Annotated in this window: 17 protein-coding genes; 4 read left to right on the top strand and 13 right to left on the bottom strand. The window is 63.5% G+C overall.

Features of this window, described 5'->3' with window-relative positions; translation table 11 throughout:
- The 9 genes from VWY34_RS03665 to VWY34_RS03705 form a co-directional block, all read right to left on the bottom strand.
- A partial coding sequence (locus VWY34_RS03665; RefSeq protein ID WP_416535699.1) for a transposase family protein occupies positions 1-302 on the bottom strand: 302 nt, incomplete at its 3' end.
- Between the two features lie 198 nt (positions 303-500).
- Positions 501-1,655 carry a serine hydrolase domain-containing protein gene (locus VWY34_RS03670; protein ID WP_416535700.1) on the bottom strand — a complete coding sequence of 385 codons (1,155 nt, stop codon included), beginning with the start codon at positions 1,653-1,655 and terminating at the stop codon, positions 501-503.
- 2 nt (positions 1,656-1,657) lie between these two features.
- Positions 1,658-3,751 (bottom strand): acetate--CoA ligase family protein, encoded by a 2,094-nt coding sequence (locus VWY34_RS03675; RefSeq protein WP_416535701.1) that lies wholly within the window; start codon positions 3,749-3,751, stop codon positions 1,658-1,660.
- Entirely contained in the window at positions 3,748-4,908 is a 1,161-nt protein-coding gene (locus VWY34_RS03680; RefSeq protein ID WP_416535702.1) for an acyl-CoA dehydrogenase family protein, read from the bottom strand. Before VWY34_RS03680 ends, VWY34_RS03675 begins: the two co-directional genes overlap by 4 nt.
- A 13-nt stretch (positions 4,909-4,921) precedes the next feature.
- The gene (locus VWY34_RS03685) at positions 4,922-5,719 is read right to left on the bottom strand and encodes an ABC transporter permease (protein WP_416535703.1); all 798 of its coding nucleotides are present in this window, start codon (positions 5,717-5,719) and stop codon (positions 4,922-4,924) included.
- Positions 5,716-6,564, bottom strand: coding sequence for an ABC transporter permease (locus tag VWY34_RS03690; protein WP_416535704.1), 849 nt, complete (start codon positions 6,562-6,564; stop codon positions 5,716-5,718). The genes VWY34_RS03685 and VWY34_RS03690 overlap by 4 nt, the downstream gene beginning before the upstream one ends.
- Before the next feature lie 56 nt (positions 6,565-6,620).
- Complete coding sequence (locus VWY34_RS03695) at positions 6,621-7,730, bottom strand: extracellular solute-binding protein (RefSeq protein WP_416535705.1); 1,110 nt, start codon at positions 7,728-7,730, stop codon at positions 6,621-6,623.
- Positions 7,731-7,809: 79 nt separating this feature from the next.
- On the bottom strand, positions 7,810-8,811 hold the full coding sequence (locus tag VWY34_RS03700; RefSeq protein WP_416535706.1) for an ABC transporter ATP-binding protein: 1,002 nt from the start codon (positions 8,809-8,811) through the stop codon (positions 7,810-7,812).
- Positions 8,812-9,702 (bottom strand): 3-keto-5-aminohexanoate cleavage protein, encoded by an 891-nt coding sequence (locus VWY34_RS03705; protein ID WP_416535707.1) that lies wholly within the window; start codon positions 9,700-9,702, stop codon positions 8,812-8,814. It lies immediately after the preceding gene.
- Between the two features lie 135 nt (positions 9,703-9,837).
- Here VWY34_RS03705 and VWY34_RS03710 point away from each other — a divergent pair, with 135 nt between their 5' ends.
- A complete protein-coding gene (locus VWY34_RS03710; protein ID WP_416535708.1) occupies positions 9,838-10,923 on the top strand; it encodes a GlxA family transcriptional regulator in 1,086 nt (361 codons plus the stop codon).
- On the opposite strand, the gene VWY34_RS03715 is transcribed toward VWY34_RS03710, so the two are convergent.
- Genes VWY34_RS03715 through VWY34_RS03730 form a run of 4 tightly spaced genes read right to left on the bottom strand, consistent with a single transcriptional unit; the run spans position 10,889 to position 15,200 of the window.
- Positions 10,889-11,839, bottom strand: a complete 951-nt coding sequence (locus VWY34_RS03715) for a 3-hydroxyacyl-CoA dehydrogenase NAD-binding domain-containing protein (protein ID WP_416535709.1) — start codon at positions 11,837-11,839, stop codon at positions 10,889-10,891. The genes VWY34_RS03710 and VWY34_RS03715 overlap by 35 nt on opposite strands.
- Positions 11,839-12,642: a carnitinyl-CoA dehydratase gene (locus VWY34_RS03720; protein ID WP_416535710.1), complete on the bottom strand. Its 804-nt coding sequence runs from the start codon at positions 12,640-12,642 to the stop codon at positions 11,839-11,841. The genes VWY34_RS03715 and VWY34_RS03720 overlap by 1 nt, the downstream gene beginning before the upstream one ends.
- 14 nt (positions 12,643-12,656) lie before the next feature.
- The gene (locus VWY34_RS03725; RefSeq protein ID WP_416535711.1) at positions 12,657-13,691 is read right to left on the bottom strand and encodes an LLM class flavin-dependent oxidoreductase; all 1,035 of its coding nucleotides are present in this window, start codon (positions 13,689-13,691) and stop codon (positions 12,657-12,659) included.
- A gap of 27 nt (positions 13,692-13,718) precedes the next feature.
- Positions 13,719-15,200, bottom strand: a complete 1,482-nt coding sequence (locus tag VWY34_RS03730) for an aldehyde dehydrogenase (protein ID WP_416535712.1) — start codon at positions 15,198-15,200, stop codon at positions 13,719-13,721.
- A 144-nt stretch (positions 15,201-15,344) separates the two neighbouring features.
- On the opposite strand from VWY34_RS03730, the gene VWY34_RS03735 reads away from it, so the two are divergent.
- The 3 genes from VWY34_RS03735 to VWY34_RS03745 are packed head-to-tail and all read left to right on the top strand — an operon-like array spanning position 15,345 to position 18,663.
- Complete coding sequence (locus tag VWY34_RS03735; RefSeq protein WP_416535713.1) at positions 15,345-15,749, top strand: RidA family protein; 405 nt, start codon at positions 15,345-15,347, stop codon at positions 15,747-15,749.
- Positions 15,749-16,555, top strand: coding sequence for an alpha/beta fold hydrolase (locus tag VWY34_RS03740; RefSeq protein WP_416535714.1), 807 nt, complete (start codon positions 15,749-15,751; stop codon positions 16,553-16,555). Before VWY34_RS03735 ends, VWY34_RS03740 begins: the two co-directional genes overlap by 1 nt.
- Positions 16,552-18,663: a CoA transferase gene (locus tag VWY34_RS03745; protein ID WP_416535715.1), complete on the top strand. Its 2,112-nt coding sequence runs from the start codon at positions 16,552-16,554 to the stop codon at positions 18,661-18,663. Before VWY34_RS03740 ends, VWY34_RS03745 begins: the two co-directional genes overlap by 4 nt.
- Positions 18,664-18,671: the final 8 nt, after the last annotated feature.

Consider the following 18,671-nt stretch of genomic DNA (forward strand, 5'->3'; position numbering starts at 1 on the left):
CGGCGCGCAAAAGGACGCGCAATCGAGGCGATCTGGTCCGAGAAAGTCCGGCGCGGGCAAGCGGGCGCCAAGCATCGCCAACGACAAACCGCGAGATCAACCGTTACCTCGTCTCCATGCGCGGGATAATCCTGCAGCCGTCGACGCCGCCAGCCGTGACGTCGTGGTGAATGCAATCCACAGTCTGGGCAGATGCCGTTTGGTGTCAGACTGCCCGATACAATCCACCCGCCGGATTCACTTCGCTCAACGCTTTGAACCGAAACATCGCTCCCGGGCGACCAGTGGTGCTTCGAAATCATGACTATCCCTCCTGAATTTTCCAGTCTCAGGATAGTGGTGCCACACAAATTGAGGATGACCCTAAATAAGGGCTACGCGACACTACCTCAAACTGGAGGATGAAACCGGTCGCAGGTCAAAGCTTGGCGTACACATAGCCGGTGGCCAAAATTGGCTCGGCTGCGTGGGCCTCAAGCGGATTGTCGAACCGTCTTGGTTCAAGCTAAATTTTTCTGACAATGCGCATAGGTCAAAAACTCGCAAACACGTCTCAAGCAAAACGCTGCCTGCGACATGTACTCGTCATCATAGCCCGCATCGTTTTCCAGGACGCTGAGCAGCGCGCACGAGGTTCCGGTGTCTGTATCGACAAGCAGGAACTGCCCGCCATAACCGGCATGACCCAACAGGCGTCCGTTTGTCATCAAATGGCCGGAGTAACGCAGCCAGTCGCGTGGCGGTTTCAGGCTTGGCGCTGCACGCGCCAAGCAATACCGCAGGTAACCGGCGTTCGGATACGGCCCGTCGCCCGATTTCCCCGCAAACAGCAGACCGAACCGCGCAAGATCGCGCGCGCTCAGGCAGCCGCCACCGGAAAATGCGGGCAGCTGTTCGGGGCTGAGGCTGATGTGAAACGCGCCCTCATAGCCCGCCGCGTCGGCGATTTCCTCGACCAGCCTGGCCAGCGGCACCGGCGACACCGCCGCCGCGATCAGGGTCAGAACATCGGTATTGGCCGATTTGTATTCGGCAAAGGCGGGTGGCGGGCCGGGCCTGAACCCGGTGATCCCAGCGGCGAACTGGGCCAGGCTCGGCTCGGGCGCGCCCTCGGGTGGCAGCCGCCAGCCAAGCGCGATTTCCTCGGTATAACAATCCGATAGAGGGTCTGAATAGTCCTCGGAAAAGTCATTGCGCACCGCCATGTCCAGCAAGGCCCCCACCGGGGCGTCTGCATAGCCAGTGCCGATGTCCGGCAGGTAGTCCGAGACCGGGGCATCGAGCGATACCAGTTCCTGCTCCAGCAAGTGGCCAAAGATCAGGTGGATATGCAGCTTGGTCACCGATTGGATCGAATGCGGCGCGGTGGGGCTGAAATCGCCCGCCGCGGCCTCGAAGATCAGAGTGCCGCCGCGCAGGCAGCAAAAGGCGGAAAAAGCGGGATGCGCCAGCAGCGCCCGCAGTTCCGGCAGGGCCGCCGGCAGGTCGATCGGGGACGGCGCCAACGGCAGCACGTTGCGCGACCGCACCATCAGCGCGCGCCGGAACAGGCGGTGTGCGTTATGGAACCCGTGGCGGCGATGGGCGGGGCGGTTCCAGCGTTGCTTGTTGCTGTCATCGACGGCCAGATCGGGGTTTGGAACGCGCGCGTGCATGGCTAGTCCCTGGCCACGCGATGCAAAAGCACGTCGATGGCCACCACCCGGTCAGGATAGATGAAAAGCGGGTTGATCTCGACCTCGGCGATCTCGGCGCAGTCTTGCAGATAGGCATCCGACAGGGCGTGAATGGCGCCAGCGACCTCTGTCAGATCGGTGGACGGACGCCCCCGATAACCGCATAGTAGCGGTGCCAGGCGCAACCCCGCAAGCCCGCGCTGCACCTCCTCGACGCTGCAAGGCAGAAGCAGCGTCACCGCATCGCCCAGAAGCTCGACCAGAACGCCGCCGCTGCCAAGCACCAGCGCATGCCCGAACTGCGGGTCGCGCCGCAGGGTCAGGATCAGCTCGGCCAGCGGGGGCGGCGACATCGCCTCGACCAGGAAACGGTCGGTGACCGCATCCGGGTCATAGGCAGCGACCGCGCCGGGCATTTGCGCAAGCGCCGCTTGCAACTCGGCCGGGTTGGCAAGGTTCAGCGCGACGGCCCCGGCCTCGGTCTTGTGGGCCAGGCGCGGGCTCATCATCTTGAGCGCGACCGGAAAACCGATTTCCGCTGCCGCGCCCGCCACCTCGCGGGCGGTAACGGCACGGCCCTCGGGCACCGCACCCCCTGACCCGCGCAGCCAGTCCTTGCCGATATCTTCGGTCTGCCCAACCAAGTTGGCTGGGGCCTGCGGTGGCAGCAGTGGCGCGGGCCTTGCGGACAGGATGCGCGCTCGCGCCGCGCTCCAGCCTGCCGCGTCACGGATGGCGTTCAGAGCCTCGTGAATGCCCTGCATCGGGGCGACGCCCTGCTCGATCAGCATCCGGCGGGTCCCTGCATCCATGTTCTCGGGAATGGTGGCCAGGATCGCGGCGGGAATCTGTTGTTCGCTGGCGGCGCGGGCAAAGGCTCCGGCGTCGTTCAGATAGAACACCTTTGAATCGTCCAGCCCAGCGGCGGGGTAATCTTGTACCAGAACCGTGAAATCGGGCGCTAACGCTTCCAGTGTTCGGGAAAACACCGGATAGGTGTGTTCAGACTGGCCCCAGATCGGCGTGGTGTAGTCCAGCGGATTGGACACTGTGGCAATCTCGGGCAGCAGGGTCTCCAGCCCGGCGCGATCCGCGCCCTCAATGGCCGGAAAGCTGAGCCCGATCTTTTCGGCGTGATCGGCCAGCATCGTGGCCCCACCGCCCGAACAGGTGAACCCCGCAACCCGCGCACCGCGCGGCGCGCCGGTCACGCACAAGAGCTTGAGCGTTTCAAGAAACTGCGACGGGTTGCTGACCGAGATCACGCCGCAGCGGGCAAAGAGCGCCTCGTAAAGCTCGTTCGCTCCGGACAGCGAGCCGGTATGGCTGATCGTCAGCGCGGCACCGATCCGGGAACTGCCGGATTTCAGCGCCACGACCGGCACACCGCTATCCAGCGCTCGCAGTGCTGCGCGCTCGAACCGGGCGACATCCTGCAAACCCTCGATATGCAGGCCGATGGCGCGCACCGCCGGGTCACTCGCAAAAGCGTCCAGAAAATCCTCTTGCCCCAGAACCGCCTGATTGCCCGCCGACACCATATAGGCCATCGGCAGCGAGCGCTGGCTCATGGTGATATCGGACGAGAACATGCCCGATTGGGTGATGATGGCCGCACCATATCCCGGCGACCAGCCGCCATGTTCAAACGACCACAGCGCCGAACTGCCCACATAGTTGATCAACCCATAGCAATTGGGCCCGATCAGCGCCATGTCGCCCGCCGCGGCGATCAGCGCCCGTTCGGCGGCCGCATCGCCGGTTTCCTTGAACCCGGCGGAGAAGCAGACCACACCGCCCACACCCATCGCCGATAACTGCCCCAGCGCGCCTGTAACAGCGGCGGCGGGAATGGCCAGATAGACCGCATCGGGGGCCTCGGGCAGATCGGCGATGGTGGGAACGCAAGCCACGCCTTCCAGCGTGTCACGTTTGGGGTTTACCGCCCACATCTGCCCAGCAAAGCCGCGCCTGCGCGCCTCGCGAATGGCAATTGCCGCATCACGCCCACCGATGAAGGCAATATGGCGCGGTGTCAGAAGGCGCCGGAAATTCTCACGCTGCGCCGGTCTCATGCACCAAGTGGCCTCAGCATCGAACGGGTGATGATATGGCGCTGGATCTCGCTGGTGCCGTCCCAGATCCGTTCCAGCCGGCTGTCGCGCCAGAGCCGCTGGACCGGCAATTCTTCCATCAGACCCATGCCGCCGAAGATCTGCACCGCGTCATCAGCGATCCGGCCCAGCATTTCCGAGCAGAAGACCTTGACCATCGCCGCGTCCTGATCGGCCATCCGGCCCGATTGGTGGCGGGCAACCGCATCGGTCACCATCAGGTTGGCCGCGCGCAGGTTCATCGCCCCGTCCGCCAGCCGGAACCCGGTCGCCTGGAACGAACCGATCGGCTGGCCGAACTGGCGGCGATTGGCGGCCCATTCGGTCGCCATGTCCAGAATGCGCTCGGCCTTGCCGCAGCAGGACGCCCCGACCCAGATGCGCCCCATGCCCAGCCATTGCCCGGCGATCTCGAACCCCCTGCCCTCTTCGCCCAGGATCTGGCCGGGGCCGAGGCGGACATTGTCGAAATGCAGCTCGAATGTCTTGTAGCCGCGATAGCTGACCGATCTTGTGCCCTCGCGACAGACGAAACCCGGGGTGCCCACATCGACCAGAAAGGCGGTGACGCGCTTGCGTGGCCCGCGCGGGGTGTCATCGGCACCGGTGGCGGCAAAGACGATGGCGAAATCGGGCATGCTGGGGCCCGAGATGAAATGCTTGGAGCCGTTCAGGATCCAGTCGCCGCCAACACGGCGGGCGTTCGATTTCATGCCCATCGCATCCGACCCGGCGTCGGGCTCGGTCAGGGCGAACAATTCGCGTTTCTCGCCGCGCACGCAGGGCAGCAGGTATTTCTCGCGCTGGTCGCCATCGCAGGCCAACAGGATCTCGGTCGGGCGGGCGGCCCAGCTGTGCAGGGCATGGGAGGTCCGGCCGTATTCTTGCTCGATGATGCGCTGTGTCGACAGTTCAAGACCGCCGCCGCCAACCTCTTCAGGCAGGTTGCAGGCAAAAAGGCCAAGTTCTTGCGAACGCGCCTCGATCCGCCGGCCGATCTCTTCGGGCACATAGCCCAGGCGGTCGACCTCGTCCTCGTGCGGCATCATCTCGGTTTCCACGAACTTGCGGACCGTGGCGGTCAGCAATTCGTGTTCGTGGCTGGTTTCCATGTTCATTTCGGAACCTTTCTCAGCTTCTGCTTCCGCCGGCATTGCGCCGCGACAATATGGCCGAAACGACAAAGGCGATGGCCGTGATCGCGATCAGGACCACGGCCGCGGCGGCCACGGTCGGGTCGGTATTTTCACGGATGCCGTTCCACATGCGGCGCGGCAGCGTGTAGACGCTGAACTTGGAGATGAAGAGCGTAACGACAATCTCGTCCCAGCTCAGGATGAAGGCAAAAAGCGCGCCGGCAAAAACCCCGGGCCGGACCGAGGGCAGGATGACCCGCCGCATCGTTGTCCAGTTCGACGCGCCGAGGTTCTTGGACGCCTGTTCCAGCCTGGGATCGAAAGTGGCCAGCGAAGCGCTGACCGTGATCAGGACCATGGGTGCGGCCAGGATCGTATGGGCCAGGATCAGGCCGGGATAGCTGTCCAAGAGGCCGAGTGGGATCCAGAGCCGGTAGAAGGCCATGGCCGAGATGATCTGGGGAATGATCAGCGGTAGCAAGAGGAAGGCGCGCACAAGTTCGCTGTATTTCGACGAAACCCGCCACAGGCCAATGGCGCAGAGCGTGCCCAGAAAGGTGGCCAGCACCGAGGTCGACAGCGCGATGACCCCGCTCTGGAAGAAGCTCGTGAGCCATTCCTCGCTGGTGAACAGGTTCTGGAAATGCCGAAGCGACAGTTCGTCCTTGGGCATCGACAGAAACCGCTTGGGCGTCAGCGAGACCGGGATGGCGATCAGGGCCGGGGTTACCAGAAACAGCAGCAGGACCCAGGCACCGGCACGGTTGAACTGGGAAAAAAGACCCGGTCTCATCGTGTGCTGCCTCCGAAGACCGTGCTAAGCTTCATGAAACGCGACATGATCCAAAGCAGGGCGAGAACTCCGGTCAGCATCAGCGCCGCCAGCATCGCAGCCGTGCCCCATTTCAGGGTGACGAGCAGCTGGACCGAGATGTACTCGGCCACCATCAAGACCTTGCCCCCGCCCAGCACTGCCGGAGTGACATAGAACCCGAGGCTGAGGATGAAAACCAGCAGGGTCGAGGCAACAATTCCGGGCAGGGTCAGCGGCAGGTAGATGCGCCGAAAGGTCTGGCTGCCGCTGGCACCGAGATTGCGCGAGGCATCCATGACCCGGCTGTCCAGAGATTGCATACTCACAAGCAGCGGCAGCACAGCATAGGGGATCATGTAGTGCACCATGCCGATCAGCACCCCCAACTCGTTGCGCATGAAGGCGATCGGGGCTGAGATCAGACCAAGTGACTCCAATGTGCTGTTGACCAGCCCCCGGTTGCCCAGCAGCATCAGCCAGGAAAAGGTCCGCACCAGGATCGAAATCCAGAACGAGACCAACAAGAGTGTCAGCATGTAGTTCTTCTGCCGCTGGTGGCAGTGCACCATCGCATAGGCGATGGAATAGCCCAATGTCACGCTGAAGACAGTCGTGATCACGCAGATACGCAGGGTGGTCCAGACGATCCGCAGCAGCGAGTCGCTTTCATAAAGTTTGCGATAGTTGCCAAGTCCCGGTTCGGGATCGGTCACACTCAGCCACATGATGTTCAGGATCGGGCCGAGATATAGCGCAATCACAAGCACCAGAAGCGGTGCTATGATGAACCAGCCGGGATGGATTTGTCTTAACACTGCGTTCATGTCCGTGTTCCGAGCGGCCACGCCCGCCAATTGGCGGCGGGCGTGGCCCAAGGGTTCTAGCTGATCGCGTCGAGGAAGGCGTTCACGGCATCGCCGCCGTTTTCGCCCCACCAGGTCGGATCGTTGTAGACGATGTTGGCGATGTTCATTGCCGAGGTGATCGCATAGGGTTGCTGGTCCTCGGGGATCTGGGCAAAGGCCTCGGGGTTGGAGGGGGTCATGCCAAGGCAGTCCAGGATCGTGAGCTGCGCCGGAACGCTTTGTGCCGTGGCGATGAACTTCATCACCGCCTCGCGGCCCGCCGGATTGCCCTTCGGCACGATATAGGCGCCGGGCATGGCGAGGGCCTCGTTCATCACCAGCTTGAAGCGGCCATCGGTGTCGTTCTCGATGTTGCGGCCACGGTTCTGCCAGACCATGCCCATCGAGACCTCACCGTTGACAACCATCGAATGCGCCTCGGAGCCGGAGCCCCAATAAAGGCTGTCATCCTTGATCGATTTGATCTTGGCCAGCGCCCGGTCCATGTCGAGCGGATAGAGCGCGTCCTTGGAAACCCCGTCGGCCAGCAGCGCGCCTTCCAGCGCCCCGTTCGCCCATTTGTAAAGCGAGCGTTTGCCGGGGAACTTTGCCGTGTCGAAGAAATCCGCCCAGCTGTTCGGCGGGTTGTCGCCGTAAGCCTCGGTGTCATAGACGAAGGCATAGCCGTAAAGGATGATCGAAACACCGTGTTCCAGGGCATACTGCGGCAGCGTCCGGTCCTTCGAGACGATGTCGTAGTCAATGGCTTCCAGATGGCCCGACGGCCCAAGCGCCACGGCGTCGAAGAGGTCGGCGTCGCAGACATCGGCGGTGACGTTGCCGCTGTCGACCATCTCCTTGATCTTGCCCTGCAGGGGGCCCGACGTGTCGAACTTCAGCGGCATGCCGGTTTCAGCCGTGAAGGGTTCGCCAATGGCCTTGCCATGGCATTCCTCGGACTGGCCGCCCCAGTTCCACATGACGATCTCATTCGCTGCCGCTTGCGCGTCGCCCGCCATCACGGCGTTCATGGCGACACCCGAGGCACCGCAAAGCGCCAGAAAGGTGCGCCGGTCCATGCGTCCCGCCTTATAGGCATGGACGCTTTCGGTAAGCATTTCCTTCATGAATTGCTTGTCTTGCATTTCGTCCTCCTTGTCAGATGCCCAAGGCCATGCCGGGCGATTGTTGCGACGCCTTGAACGGCGCTCTTGGGGTGCTCATTTAGCTTTCGTTCAGTTCCACGGCCGCCTCGTCCTGCCAGCTCAGCTCTACGGCTTCGCCCTCGTGCAGCTGTTGGCGGTTGCGCCAGACATCGATGTCGACCTCGATCTGTTCCGCTTCGTCAGTCTCGACGATGATCCGCTGCATCGACCCGAAATAGGTGATGCTGGTGATGGTTCCCTGACGCCGGGCCTGCGGATGACCGGTGCCGAGGTGAATGTCGATCTTCTCCGGGCGCAACGCATGGGGCCGGCCGTTCTGCTGAACAAAGTTCGACTTGCCCAGGAAACTGGCGGCAAAACGGGTTGCGGGCCGTTCATAAAGCTCTTTCGGAGAGCCCACCTGTTCGATGGCGCCGTCACGCATGATGACGATGCGGTCAGACATCGACAGCGCCTCTTCCTGGTCATGGGTGACATAGATAAAGGTCGTGCCGATCCGGCGGTGAATGTCCTTGAGCTGTTCCTGCACCTCGACCCGCAATTTCTTGTCGAGCGCGCCCAGCGGCTCGTCCAGCAGCAGGACCGGCGGCGCGAAACACAGCGCCCGCGCCAGCGCCACCCGCTGCTGTTGCCCCCCCGATAGCTGGCCGGGCTTGCGGTTGGCGAAATCCTGCAGCTGCACCAGCTCCAGCATCTCGTCGACACGGGCCCGGATCTCGGCCTCGGGCCGTTTGCGCACGCTCAGCGCATAGCCGATATTGTCGCGTACCGTCATATGCGGGAACAGGGCATAGCCCTGGAACACCATCCCGAAGTTGCGTTTTTCCGCCGGCACATTGGCAATCGAGCTTCCGTCCAGCGCGATGTCACCGCTGGTGATGTCCAGAAACCCCGCGATCATCATCAACAGCGTCGTCTTGCCCGAGCCCGAAGGGCCAAGCAGGGTCAGGAACTCTCCCTTGCGGATCTCCAGATTGACCTCGTTGACCGCCCGGAACGTGCCGAAATATTTCGACACGCCCGCGATCCGCAGACTGCCGCCAGAGAACGCGTCGGCCATCTACGCCTCCGCCCCGCGCAGTTTCAGCTTGGTACGGGCTTCATTCGGCGTCAGCAAACGCGCGCCCATGCGCTCGATGATCTCGCGCGCACGGGTCACCAATTGGCCGTTGGTCGCCAGAACACCGCGATCGAGATAGATGTTGTCCTCCAGCCCGACGCGGACATTCCCACCCAGCGCCACGGCGGCGGCGGCCATCGGCATCTGGCCGCGCCCGATGCCGAAACTGGCCCAGCTGGCCCCCGCCGGCAGCTGAGACTTCATCGCCACCATGGTTTCGACATCCTGATCCGCGCCCCAGGGGATGCCCAGGCACAATTGGAACATCGGCGGCGCGTCGATCAGGCCCTCGGCGATCATCGCCTTGGCAAAACGGATATGGCCCAGGTCGAAGACCTCCAGTTCGGGCTTCACCCCCCATTCCTGCACCAGCGCCGCCATCCGGCGCAGCGTCGGCGGGGTCGAGATGTAGATCATGTCGGTGTCCGAGAAATTCAGCGTCCCGCAGTCCAGCGAACAGATATCGGGGCGGCATTCCTCGATATGGGCCAGTCGCGCCTCGGGGCCGATCATATCGGTGCCCGGTCCGGGCATGGCCGGGTTGGCGGCGTCAGAGATCCAGTCGCCCCCCATCCCGGCGGTCAGGTTGATCACCACGTCGGTGCCGCTGTCGCGCACGCGGTCGACGATCTCCTTGAACAGTTTCGGATCGCGCGAACCCTGTCCGGTTTCCGGGTCGCGGGCATGGATATGGACGATGGCCGCGCCCGCCTTGGCGGCCTCGATCGCCGCCTCGGCAATCGCCTTGGGTGTGACCGGGACATGCGGGCTTTTGCCGGTTGTGTCCCCGGCGCCGGTAACGGCGCAGGTCAGCACGACTTCGTTGTTCATGCGATTTTATCCCTGTTGTTTTTTCCAGTTTGCTGGCCGGATCTTCTTAAAAACTGTCGATTATTCGCCGCATTTCGGGTGCAGGTGTCGAAAAACATTGATAGGGTGCAAGAAAAGGTAACCGCAGGAAACATCATGCAGCTCGACTTGCCGCCCCCGCAGGGCAAAGGCCAGGTCCATTCGGTTTTCGTGGTGGTGCCGCGGTTCAACCTGACGACCCTGATCACGATGATCGAAACCATGCGGATCGGGAATTACCTGTCTTCCGAGCGGCTGTTCTCGTGGGAGGTGACCTCGTTCGACGGGCTGAGCCTGGGCGCCAGCAATGGCATACGCGTGCATCTGGATGTCGAGCCGGACAAGACCGCGCCAGCGGATCAGGTCTTTGTCCTGGCCAGTTGGGGGGGTGAGCATTATCAGAACAAGGCGCTAACCTCTTGGTTGCGCAAGCGCGCCCGCCAGGGCGAGCGCATCTGCGCGGTCGAACTTGGCTGCTATCTGGTCGCCCGTGCCGGGCTGATGGATGGCAAGGAGGCCACGACCCATTGGTCCTGGATCAACGGATTTCAGGAGAAGTTCGACCAGATTTCCGTTGTGGAACAGCTATTTACCATCGACGGGCGGATCCTGACCTGTGCCGGTGGCATGGCTGGCGTCGATCTGATGCTACGGCTGATCGAGCAGTCGCACGGGGCCAGTTTCTCGGGAGAGATCGCGGACCAGATGCTGCACAATCCGATCCGCAAGGGATCGTCCTCGCAACGCCGGACCATGGGACGCGGGACCGAGTCTATCCTGCCGCTGGTGCGGCAGGCGATGACCCTGATCGAGCGCAACATCGAAGAGCCGCTGACCGTGCCCGAAATCGCCGACGCACTGGACGTATCACAACGCCAGCTTGAGCGGCAGTTCAAGAAACATGTGGGCTGCACGGTGGTTCAGTTCGGCCTGCTGCGCCGATTGCAGAATGCGCGCGTCCTGCTGATCGCCACAGAACTCAGCGTGCGCGAAATCGCCACCGCCTCCGGTTTCAACACACTCTCGCATTTCTCGTATTCGTTCAGCAAGTTCTTCGGTCGGCGGCCGTCGGACTATCGCGAGGCCTGGCCCTCGAACGAAGCGGCCCCGACCTGGCCCGGCACCTTGTCGGATTTTCTGCACGCGCTGAATTCGGTTGAGAAGCGCGCTAGCGCGCCTCTCGCGCCGCGCGAAGAGCATTGAGCACGGCGACGATCTCGCGGTCACGCTGGGCCGCCATGTCGGCAAAATGCCGGTCACCGGCGATGGCGTTGCAGCCATCGACCATGCGGTCGCGCAACTCTTGTGTCAGTTCGGGCGCCTGAAGCCGGGTCCAGGGCAGTTTCAGCGCCGGGCCGAACTGGTCCAGATTGGTGGCCATGCCACCCGCGCCGCAGGCGACGTGAAACGCCATGCATTGCCCCTGGCTGACCATGCGCGGCGCCGGTCCGTTAATCAGCGCGATGTCGATATCCTCGGGCGTGGCCTCGCCATTGGCGACCATGTGCAGCGCCTCGCGCCACAGCGCCTCTTGCAGCCGCGTCGCCACGAAACCGGGGATCTCCTTTTTCATCATCAGCGGCGCCTTGCCCGCGACGCGATAGAATTCACCGGCCCACTCTACCGCCGCCGGGTCGGTTCTCTCGCCGCCGACGATCTCAACCAGCGGCAGCAGATAGGGCGGGTTGAACGGATGCCCGATCACCGTGCGCCCGGGTGTTTCGCAGTTGGCCTGAATGTCGGTCATCATCAGGCCCGAGGTCGAGGAGCCGATCACCACCGTCTCGGGCACGATGCGCCCCAGTTGATGATAGAGCGCCTGTTTCATCGCCAGATTCTCGGGCGCGCTTTCCTGGATGAACCCCGCCCCCTCGACCGCCGCATCGAGGTCATGGACGACGCGCAACCGGTCGAGCGAGGCACCTGGTGCCAGGCCCAGTGCGGTCAGGCTGATCCAGGCGGTATCAAGGATGGTGCGAAACGCCCCCTCCTCTGCCGGGTCGTGCAAATAGCTGGTGACGTCATAGCCGCGCGCCAGGAAATGCGCGGCCCAGCCGCCACCGATGGGACCGCCACCGATGCTGGTGACACGAGTGATGGTGGTAGGATCTGGATACATCATTCGCCCTTGAACCTCGGTTCGCGTTTCTCGACGAAGGCGGCCACGCCTTCGGCCGCATCATCGGATTTCAGCATCTTGCGATAGGTCGGCATCGGGTCGGTGCGCATCTTGTGGAACGCCTGTTCCAGAGGAACGCATTCGATCTCGCGCTGAACCTCTTTCACCGACTGCATGGCCAGCGGTGCCGACCAGGCGATCGAGGCCGCCCATTCGCGGGCCGCATCCATCAGTTGGTCGTGGGGTACGACCTTGTTGACCAGTCCATAGTGGGCGGCCTCGGACGCAGACATGCGGCGGCCCAGCAGGAACATCTCCATCGCGATGTTGTGCGGAATGCGCCGCGGCAGACGTTGCAGCGCGCCTGCGTCCGGCACGATTCCCAGCGGCATTTCCGGCAGGCCAAACTCCACATGATCGGCGGCGATCAGCAGGTCACAGGCCATCGCCATCTCAAACCCGCCGCCGATGGCCAACCCGTTGATCGCGGCGATCACCGGCTTGTTCAGCGCCCAGTTTTCGGTCAGGCCGGTAAATCCGCCAAAGCCGTAGTCGTCGCTCTCCCACCAGTTATCAAGCTGCATCTCGCCTGCGTTCAGCGCCTTCAGATCCCAGCCCGCGCTGAAGATCTTGTCGCCTCCTCCGGTCAGGATCGCACAGCGCAATTCCTTGTCCTCGTGCAATTCCTGAAACGCCGCCGCCAGCGCCTGGCTGGTTGGCACGTCGATGGCGTTGACCTTGCCGCGCGACAGCGTGACCTCAAGAACATGGCCGTCACGGCGGGTGCTGACGCCCTCACTCATCGGGGTATCCTCCATTACCGGAATTCCGGCATGACTTCATTGCAGAACATCTTGAGCGATCGTTTCTGCGCGTCATGATCCAACCCCATCGAGGCGTAGTAGATGAACTCGTTCACGCCCAGGTCCTCGTACCGCTTCAGTTTACCGATGGCGGTTTCAGGCAAGCCGAACATCAGGTTCTCTTCCAGCATCTCGGGGTCGTATTGCTCGCGGCCCGCAATCTGGTCTAACGGCAGCGCGGCGGGGAAACCGTTGACGACGTCACCGGCATTTCGGAACAGGTTCTCGAATTGTGACAACAGGCGCCGGATGGCGTCCAGCGCCTGCTGGCGGTCGGTGGCATTGTCATAGATGCAGGCATGACGCATCAGCGCGAAACGCGGCGACCAGCCGTTATCGGCCTTGGCGATGGCCTCATCCAACTGCCGCTTGTAAAGCTCTGCCTCGGCAAAGGGCCGGGTCAAGGGCCAGCAGTTGATATGGCAGCGGTTGCGCACGGCATAGTCATAGGTGATGGGTGAACGCGCGGCGACCCAGACCGGCATGTCGGCCTGCACCGGCTTGGGCACCGAGGTCGAGGTCGGGAACTGCCAGAATTCGCCGTCATGGGCATAATCGCCCTGCCATAGCGCGCGCACCGCTGGCAGCATCTCCTGCATATAGCGCCAGGCATCGGACTGTTTCAGCCCCGGTTTCATCCGGTCGAACTCGCGCTGATAGGCGCCCGAACCGATGCCGAATTCCAGCCGCCCGCCGCTGATCAGGTCAAGAAACGCCGCCTCGCCCGCGAGGTTGATCGGGTGCCAATAGGCCGCCGTCGCCACAGCTGTGCCCAGCCTGATCTTGCTGGTCTCTCCGGCCCACCAAGTCAGGATCTGGAAGGGGTTCGGCGCGATCGTCATCTCGATGGCGTGATGTTCAGCGGCCCAGACGATGTCGAAACCGCCCTCTTCGGCCATTTGCACCATTTCAAGCGTGTGACGCGCGACATCGTTCATGTCGAGACTGTCGTCGATCCGCTCCAGGTTGATGGCAAGTTGGAATTTCATTGTCCGTGTTCCTTTCCGGGCTCTGGCTCAGCGCATGACAAAGGGGTTGGCCATGGGTTCGTCGGATGTGTTCATCCACACCGTCTTGGGCCGGGTGTAATCGTAGATCGCCTGGAACCCGCTTTCGCGGCCATAGCCGGACCCCTTGATCCCGCCAAATTCGGCGATCGGAGAGACCACGCGATAGGTGTTGACCCAGACGATCCCGGCACGCACGGCACCGGCCATCCGGAGCGAGCGGGCGCTGTCGCGGGTGAAGATCCCGGCCGCCAGCCCGTGTTCGGAATCATTGGCCAGCGCCAGCACCTCTTCCTCGGTCCGGAAACGCTGAACGCTCAGGACCGGGCCGAACAGTTCGGTATCGACGATGCGCAGGTCCTGGCGCGGGCAGTCGATGATCGTCGGCTCATAGAACAGGCCACCCAGCCCCTCGGGCTGCTTGCCGCCGGTCAGCACGGTGCCGCCCTCGGCCTGCGCATGGGCGACCTCGCGCTGGATATGCGCCAGCTGCCCGGCGGTGCAAAGCGGCCCCATCTGGGTCTCTTCCGCCAGCGGATCCCCGATCACGATGGCACGCGCCTGCGCCACCATCCGGTCCAGGAACTCTTCGGCGATGTCTTCGTGCAGGTAAAGCCGGGATCCGGCGACACAGCTTTGTCCCGTGGCGCCAAAGATACCCGCGATCGAGGCGTTGACCGCACTTTCGATATTGGCATCCTCGAACACGATGAAGGGTGACTTGCCCCCCAGTTCCAGCGAGACCTCGGCAAAGTTGCGCTTGGCGTTCTCCAGCACATGGCGTGCGGCGTTCGGCCCGCCGGTGAACGAGACCCTTGCCACCAGCGGATGCCCGGTCAGCGCCCGCCCGCAGGGTTCGCCGTGCCCGGTGACAATATTCACGACCCCGGGCGGGAAACCGGCCTCTTCGATCAGCTTTCCGAATTCCAGCATCGCCGCGCTGGCATGTTCCGAGGCTTTCAGAACCACCGTATTGCCCGCCGCGAGGGCCGGACCGATCTTGACCGCGACCAGGAACAACTGGCTGTTCCAGGGCACCACGGCGGCGACCACGCCCAGCGGCTCGCGCTTGGTAAAGACGAACATGTCCGGCTTGTCGATGGGCAACGTTTCACCGCTGACCTTGTCGGCGCAACCGGCGAAAAAGTGAAAGAACTCGGCGATGTACTTCGCCTGCCAGCGGGTTTCCTTCAGCATCTTGCCGGTATCGACCGACTCGATCCGCCCCAGTTCCTCGGACCGGTCCGCCAGCAGATCACCCAGGCGGCGCAGGTGCTTACCGCGTTCGGTTGGTGTCATCCTGGCCCACGGCCCCGAGGTAAAGGCGCGATGCGCTGCCTCGACCGCCCGGTTCACATCCGCCTCGGTGGCTTCGGGAACCCGGCACCACACCTTGCCGTCGGCGGGGTTGGTGCTGTCGAACAGCGCTCCGTCCGAGGCATCGACCCAAGCGCCGTCGATCAGCATCCGATAGCTCTGGATATCGGCCATCTCGGTCCTCCCTTTTTATCTCTCGTCTCATTCAAAGCGGCGAATCGTCGACGAGTTGTGCGAAAAATCGGCATCTAAGTGTCGAAAATTCTTAAGTTGAGGATTGGAGATCAGGGCAGGCTGGCCTCAAAAGGAGATGCGAACGTGACCAGCAGCAAGAAAAAGGTGATCGGCGGCCCCCTCGAGATCGGCGGCAGGGTTCTGTCGCTGTCGCGCGCCATCCGGGCCGGTGATTTTGTCTTTCTGACCGGCCAGATCCCGATGCAGGGCGGTGCACCGATGACCACAGGTTCGGTCGAGGAGCAGACCCGCGCCGTGCTTGACGACATTACCGCCACCCTCGCGCTTGCCGGGTGCACCCGCGACGATGTGGTCAAGGCGATGGTCTGGCTGCGCGACCGGAGCGATTTCCCCGGATTCAACGCGGTTTACGGCGAATACTTCCCGCACGACCCGCCAACCCGCTCGGCCGTGGTCAGCGACCTCTTGGTCGATGCCCGGGTCGAGGTCGAGGTGATGGCCTATAAGCCGCTGGGTGGAGAAGGCTGATGCCGGTCGCACCCGACGGCAGCGCCTATGAGCTGATCGGCCCGGAAGATGCGCCCTGCGTGGTGCTGATTCACGGACTGGGGCTGAACCGGGCCTGCTGGCAATGGACCAGCCCGGCGCTGGTCGAGGGCTATCGCGTGCTCAGCTATGACCTTTACGGCCACGGCGCATCGGCGGATCCGCCCGAGACACCCAGCCTGACGCTCTTTTCGCTCCAGTTGCAGGGTCTGCTCGATCATTGCGGTATCGCGGATGCGGTGATCGTCGGGTTTTCGCTGGGCGGCATGATCGCGCGCCGGTTCGCGCAGGACTGCCCTGAACGTGCGCGCGCGCTGGTCATCCTGCATTCGCCGCACCAGCGTGGCGCCGAGGCCCAGGCCGCGATCCTGGCACGGGTCGAACAGGCCCGCGACGAGGGCCCGCAATCAACGGTCGAGGCGGCGCTGGAGCGCTGGTTCACCGAGGGCTGCCGCACGGCCAACCCCGCGATGATGGAGACCGTTCGCGGCTGGGTCACGGCGAACCGCAAGGAGGTTTATCACCGGATCTACCGGGTTCTGGCCGATGGCATCGACGAGATCACGGCCCCGGTGCCGCCGCTTACTTGCCCCGCATTGGTGATCACCGGGGACGAGGATTATGGCAACGGCCCCGAGATGACCCGCGCCATCGCCGCCGAGATCAAGGGCGCGCAGGCGCTGATCCTGCCCGGTCTGCGCCACATGGCGCTGGCCGAGGATCCGGCCGCCGTCAACACCCCGCTGCGCCGATTTCTGGACAGTTTGCCAAAGGGGGCAACCGGATGAGCAGCACCCTCCTCAAGGGGATACGCGTGCTGGACCTCAGCCGCATGCTGTCGGGCCCCTATTGCAGCATGTTCCTGGCCGATCACGGCGCCGAGGTCATCAAGATCGAAGGCGGCAGCGGCGACACCAGCCGCAACAACGGCCCCTATCGCGCCGACGATCCGGGCCATGACTGGGCGGGCTATTTCGTCAGCCTGAACCGGGGCAAGAAAAGCATCCGGCTGGACCTGAAATCGCCCGAGGGCAAGACGGCCTTTCGCAGGCTGGCGGCGACGGCGGATGTGGTGCTGGAAAACTTCCGCCCCGGCGTGATGGACCGTCTCGACCTCTCTTATGAATCGCTCGCCGAGGTCAATCCCCGGCTGGTCTATGCCGCCATTCGCGGCTTTGGCGATCCGCGCACCGGCGCCAGCCCCTATGCCGACTGGCCGTCCTATGACGTGGTGGCGCAGGCGATGGGCGGGCTGATGGCGATGACCGGCCCCGATGCCGAGACACCCACCAAGGTCGGCCCCGGCATCGGCGATATCTTTGCCGGCATGATGATGTCCTTTGGCATTCTCGCCGCCCTGCGCGAGGCCGAGGCGACCGGCAAGGGCCGTTTCGTCGACGTCGCCATGTATGACGCGATGATCTCGATGTGCGAACGCATGGTCTATCTGCACGACATGACCGGGCAGGTACCGGGCCCCGAGGGCAACGGTCACCCGCTGCTGGCCCCCTTTGGGGTGTTTCCCGCCGCCGATGGTCAGGTTGCGCTCGGTATTGTTGATGACAGTTTCTGGCAAAAGCTGACCCGGATCATGAACTGGCCAGACCTGGGCGCCGATCTGCGGCTCTCCAACCGAGCCGGGCGGTCCGCCAATGCGGGCGAGATCAACGCGATCGTCTCGGGCTGGACCGCCACCCGCAGCAAGGCAGAACTGACCGAGTTGCTGGGCGGTCACGTGCCCTTTGGCCCGCTCAACACGGTAGCCGATATTACCGCCGATCCCCATGTCGCGGCGCGGCAGATGCTGGCGTGCATCCCCCATCCCGAACCCGGCCATGCGCCCTGGACCGTGGCCGCCAATCCGTTGCGCGTTGCCGGACAGGCGGCGCCTCCTCTACCCGCCCCGCCCCGGCTGGGCGAGCATGACGCGATGCTCGACACGCTGGCCGACAGCGCGCCGCTCGACGACGAGGCACGGCGCGACCTGCGCCGTGCCTTCGGGCAGTTCGCCACCGGGGTGACCGTGCTGACCACCCGGCAAGAGGATGGCACACCACGCGGCTTTACCGCCAATTCGTTCACCTCGGTCTCGCTTGACCCGCCGCTGCTGCTGGTCTGCCTCGCCAAGACGGCACATAGCTGCGATGTCTTTGCCCAGGCGCCGCATTTCGCGGTCAACATCCTGTCGGACGCGCAAAAAGAGATTTCGGGCCTCTTCGCCTCGCGCTCGATCGAAAAGTTCTCGGGCACCCATTGGCATCCGGGCCCGCAGGAGCTGCCGCTGATCAACGGGGCGCTGGCGACATTTGCCTGTGCGCGGCACAAGTTGGTCGATGCAGGCGATCACCTGATCCTGATCGGGCGCGTGTTGAACCACGCGGTGACCGAGGGCAAACCGCTTGGCTTCCACAACGGCGCCTACTTCGACCTTGGGCTGGAAAACCGGCTGGCCGACGCGGCGACCAAGGATGCCAACGGGGTCATCGCCGCCGTCCTGGCTGATGGAGAGCGGATCTTGCTTGAGGAGGCGGGCGACGGCACGCTGACAGTGCCCAAGGCGCCGACGCGCGACAACACGGTTGCCGGGTTCCTGCGGCATATGGATGGCCATGGTCTGACGGCCCGGCTCGACCACCTTTATGCCGTGTTCCAAAACAGCCAGACCGGCGCGCATTCGATCGTCTATCACGGCACGGTCAGCGGCACCGCGCCACCCGGCATGCGCTATCACGACCTGGCCGCGCTGCCGCTGGATCAGGTCGCCAACGACACCGAACGCTCGATGCTGGCGCGCTATCAACGCGAATACCGCCATGGCAGTTTCGGGATCTACCACGGCACCGAACGCAGCGGCATCGTCCATTCGATCGCCGATCACACTGAATACACCGTTTGACAGGAGAG

The sequence above is a fragment of the Phaeobacter sp. JH20_02 genome, from assembly GCF_048056915.1.
In the GTDB taxonomy this organism is placed as follows: domain Bacteria; phylum Pseudomonadota; class Alphaproteobacteria; order Rhodobacterales; family Rhodobacteraceae; genus Phaeobacter; species Phaeobacter bryozoorum.

What these genes read in the sequence shown, in the direction of transcription:
- VWY34_RS03730 (WP_416535712.1), bottom strand. Translation starts at nt 15,200, where the DNA reads ATGGCCGATATCCAGAGCTATCGGATGCTGATCGACGGCGCTTGGGTC.
- VWY34_RS03675 (WP_416535701.1), bottom strand. Translation starts at nt 3,751, where the DNA reads ATGAGACCGGCGCAGCGTGAGAATTTCCGGCGCCTTCTGACACCGCGC.
- VWY34_RS03680 (WP_416535702.1), bottom strand. Translation starts at nt 4,908, where the DNA reads ATGAACATGGAAACCAGCCACGAACACGAATTGCTGACCGCCACGGTC.
- VWY34_RS03745 (WP_416535715.1), top strand. Translation starts at nt 16,552, where the DNA reads ATGAGCAGCACCCTCCTCAAGGGGATACGCGTGCTGGACCTCAGCCGC.
- VWY34_RS03670 (WP_416535700.1), bottom strand. Translation starts at nt 1,655, where the DNA reads ATGCACGCGCGCGTTCCAAACCCCGATCTGGCCGTCGATGACAGCAAC.
- VWY34_RS03690 (WP_416535704.1), bottom strand. Translation starts at nt 6,564, where the DNA reads ATGAACGCAGTGTTAAGACAAATCCATCCCGGCTGGTTCATCATAGCA.
- VWY34_RS03740 (WP_416535714.1), top strand. Translation starts at nt 15,749, where the DNA reads ATGCCGGTCGCACCCGACGGCAGCGCCTATGAGCTGATCGGCCCGGAA.
- VWY34_RS03725 (WP_416535711.1), bottom strand. Translation starts at nt 13,691, where the DNA reads ATGAAATTCCAACTTGCCATCAACCTGGAGCGGATCGACGACAGTCTC.
- VWY34_RS03705 (WP_416535707.1), bottom strand. Translation starts at nt 9,702, where the DNA reads ATGAACAACGAAGTCGTGCTGACCTGCGCCGTTACCGGCGCCGGGGAC.
- VWY34_RS03695 (WP_416535705.1), bottom strand. Translation starts at nt 7,730, where the DNA reads ATGCAAGACAAGCAATTCATGAAGGAAATGCTTACCGAAAGCGTCCAT.
- VWY34_RS03700 (WP_416535706.1), bottom strand. Translation starts at nt 8,811, where the DNA reads ATGGCCGACGCGTTCTCTGGCGGCAGTCTGCGGATCGCGGGCGTGTCG.
- VWY34_RS03685 (WP_416535703.1), bottom strand. Translation starts at nt 5,719, where the DNA reads ATGAGACCGGGTCTTTTTTCCCAGTTCAACCGTGCCGGTGCCTGGGTC.
- VWY34_RS03720 (WP_416535710.1), bottom strand. Translation starts at nt 12,642, where the DNA reads ATGAGTGAGGGCGTCAGCACCCGCCGTGACGGCCATGTTCTTGAGGTC.
- VWY34_RS03710 (WP_416535708.1), top strand. Translation starts at nt 9,838, where the DNA reads ATGCAGCTCGACTTGCCGCCCCCGCAGGGCAAAGGCCAGGTCCATTCG.
- VWY34_RS03715 (WP_416535709.1), bottom strand. Translation starts at nt 11,839, where the DNA reads ATGTATCCAGATCCTACCACCATCACTCGTGTCACCAGCATCGGTGGC.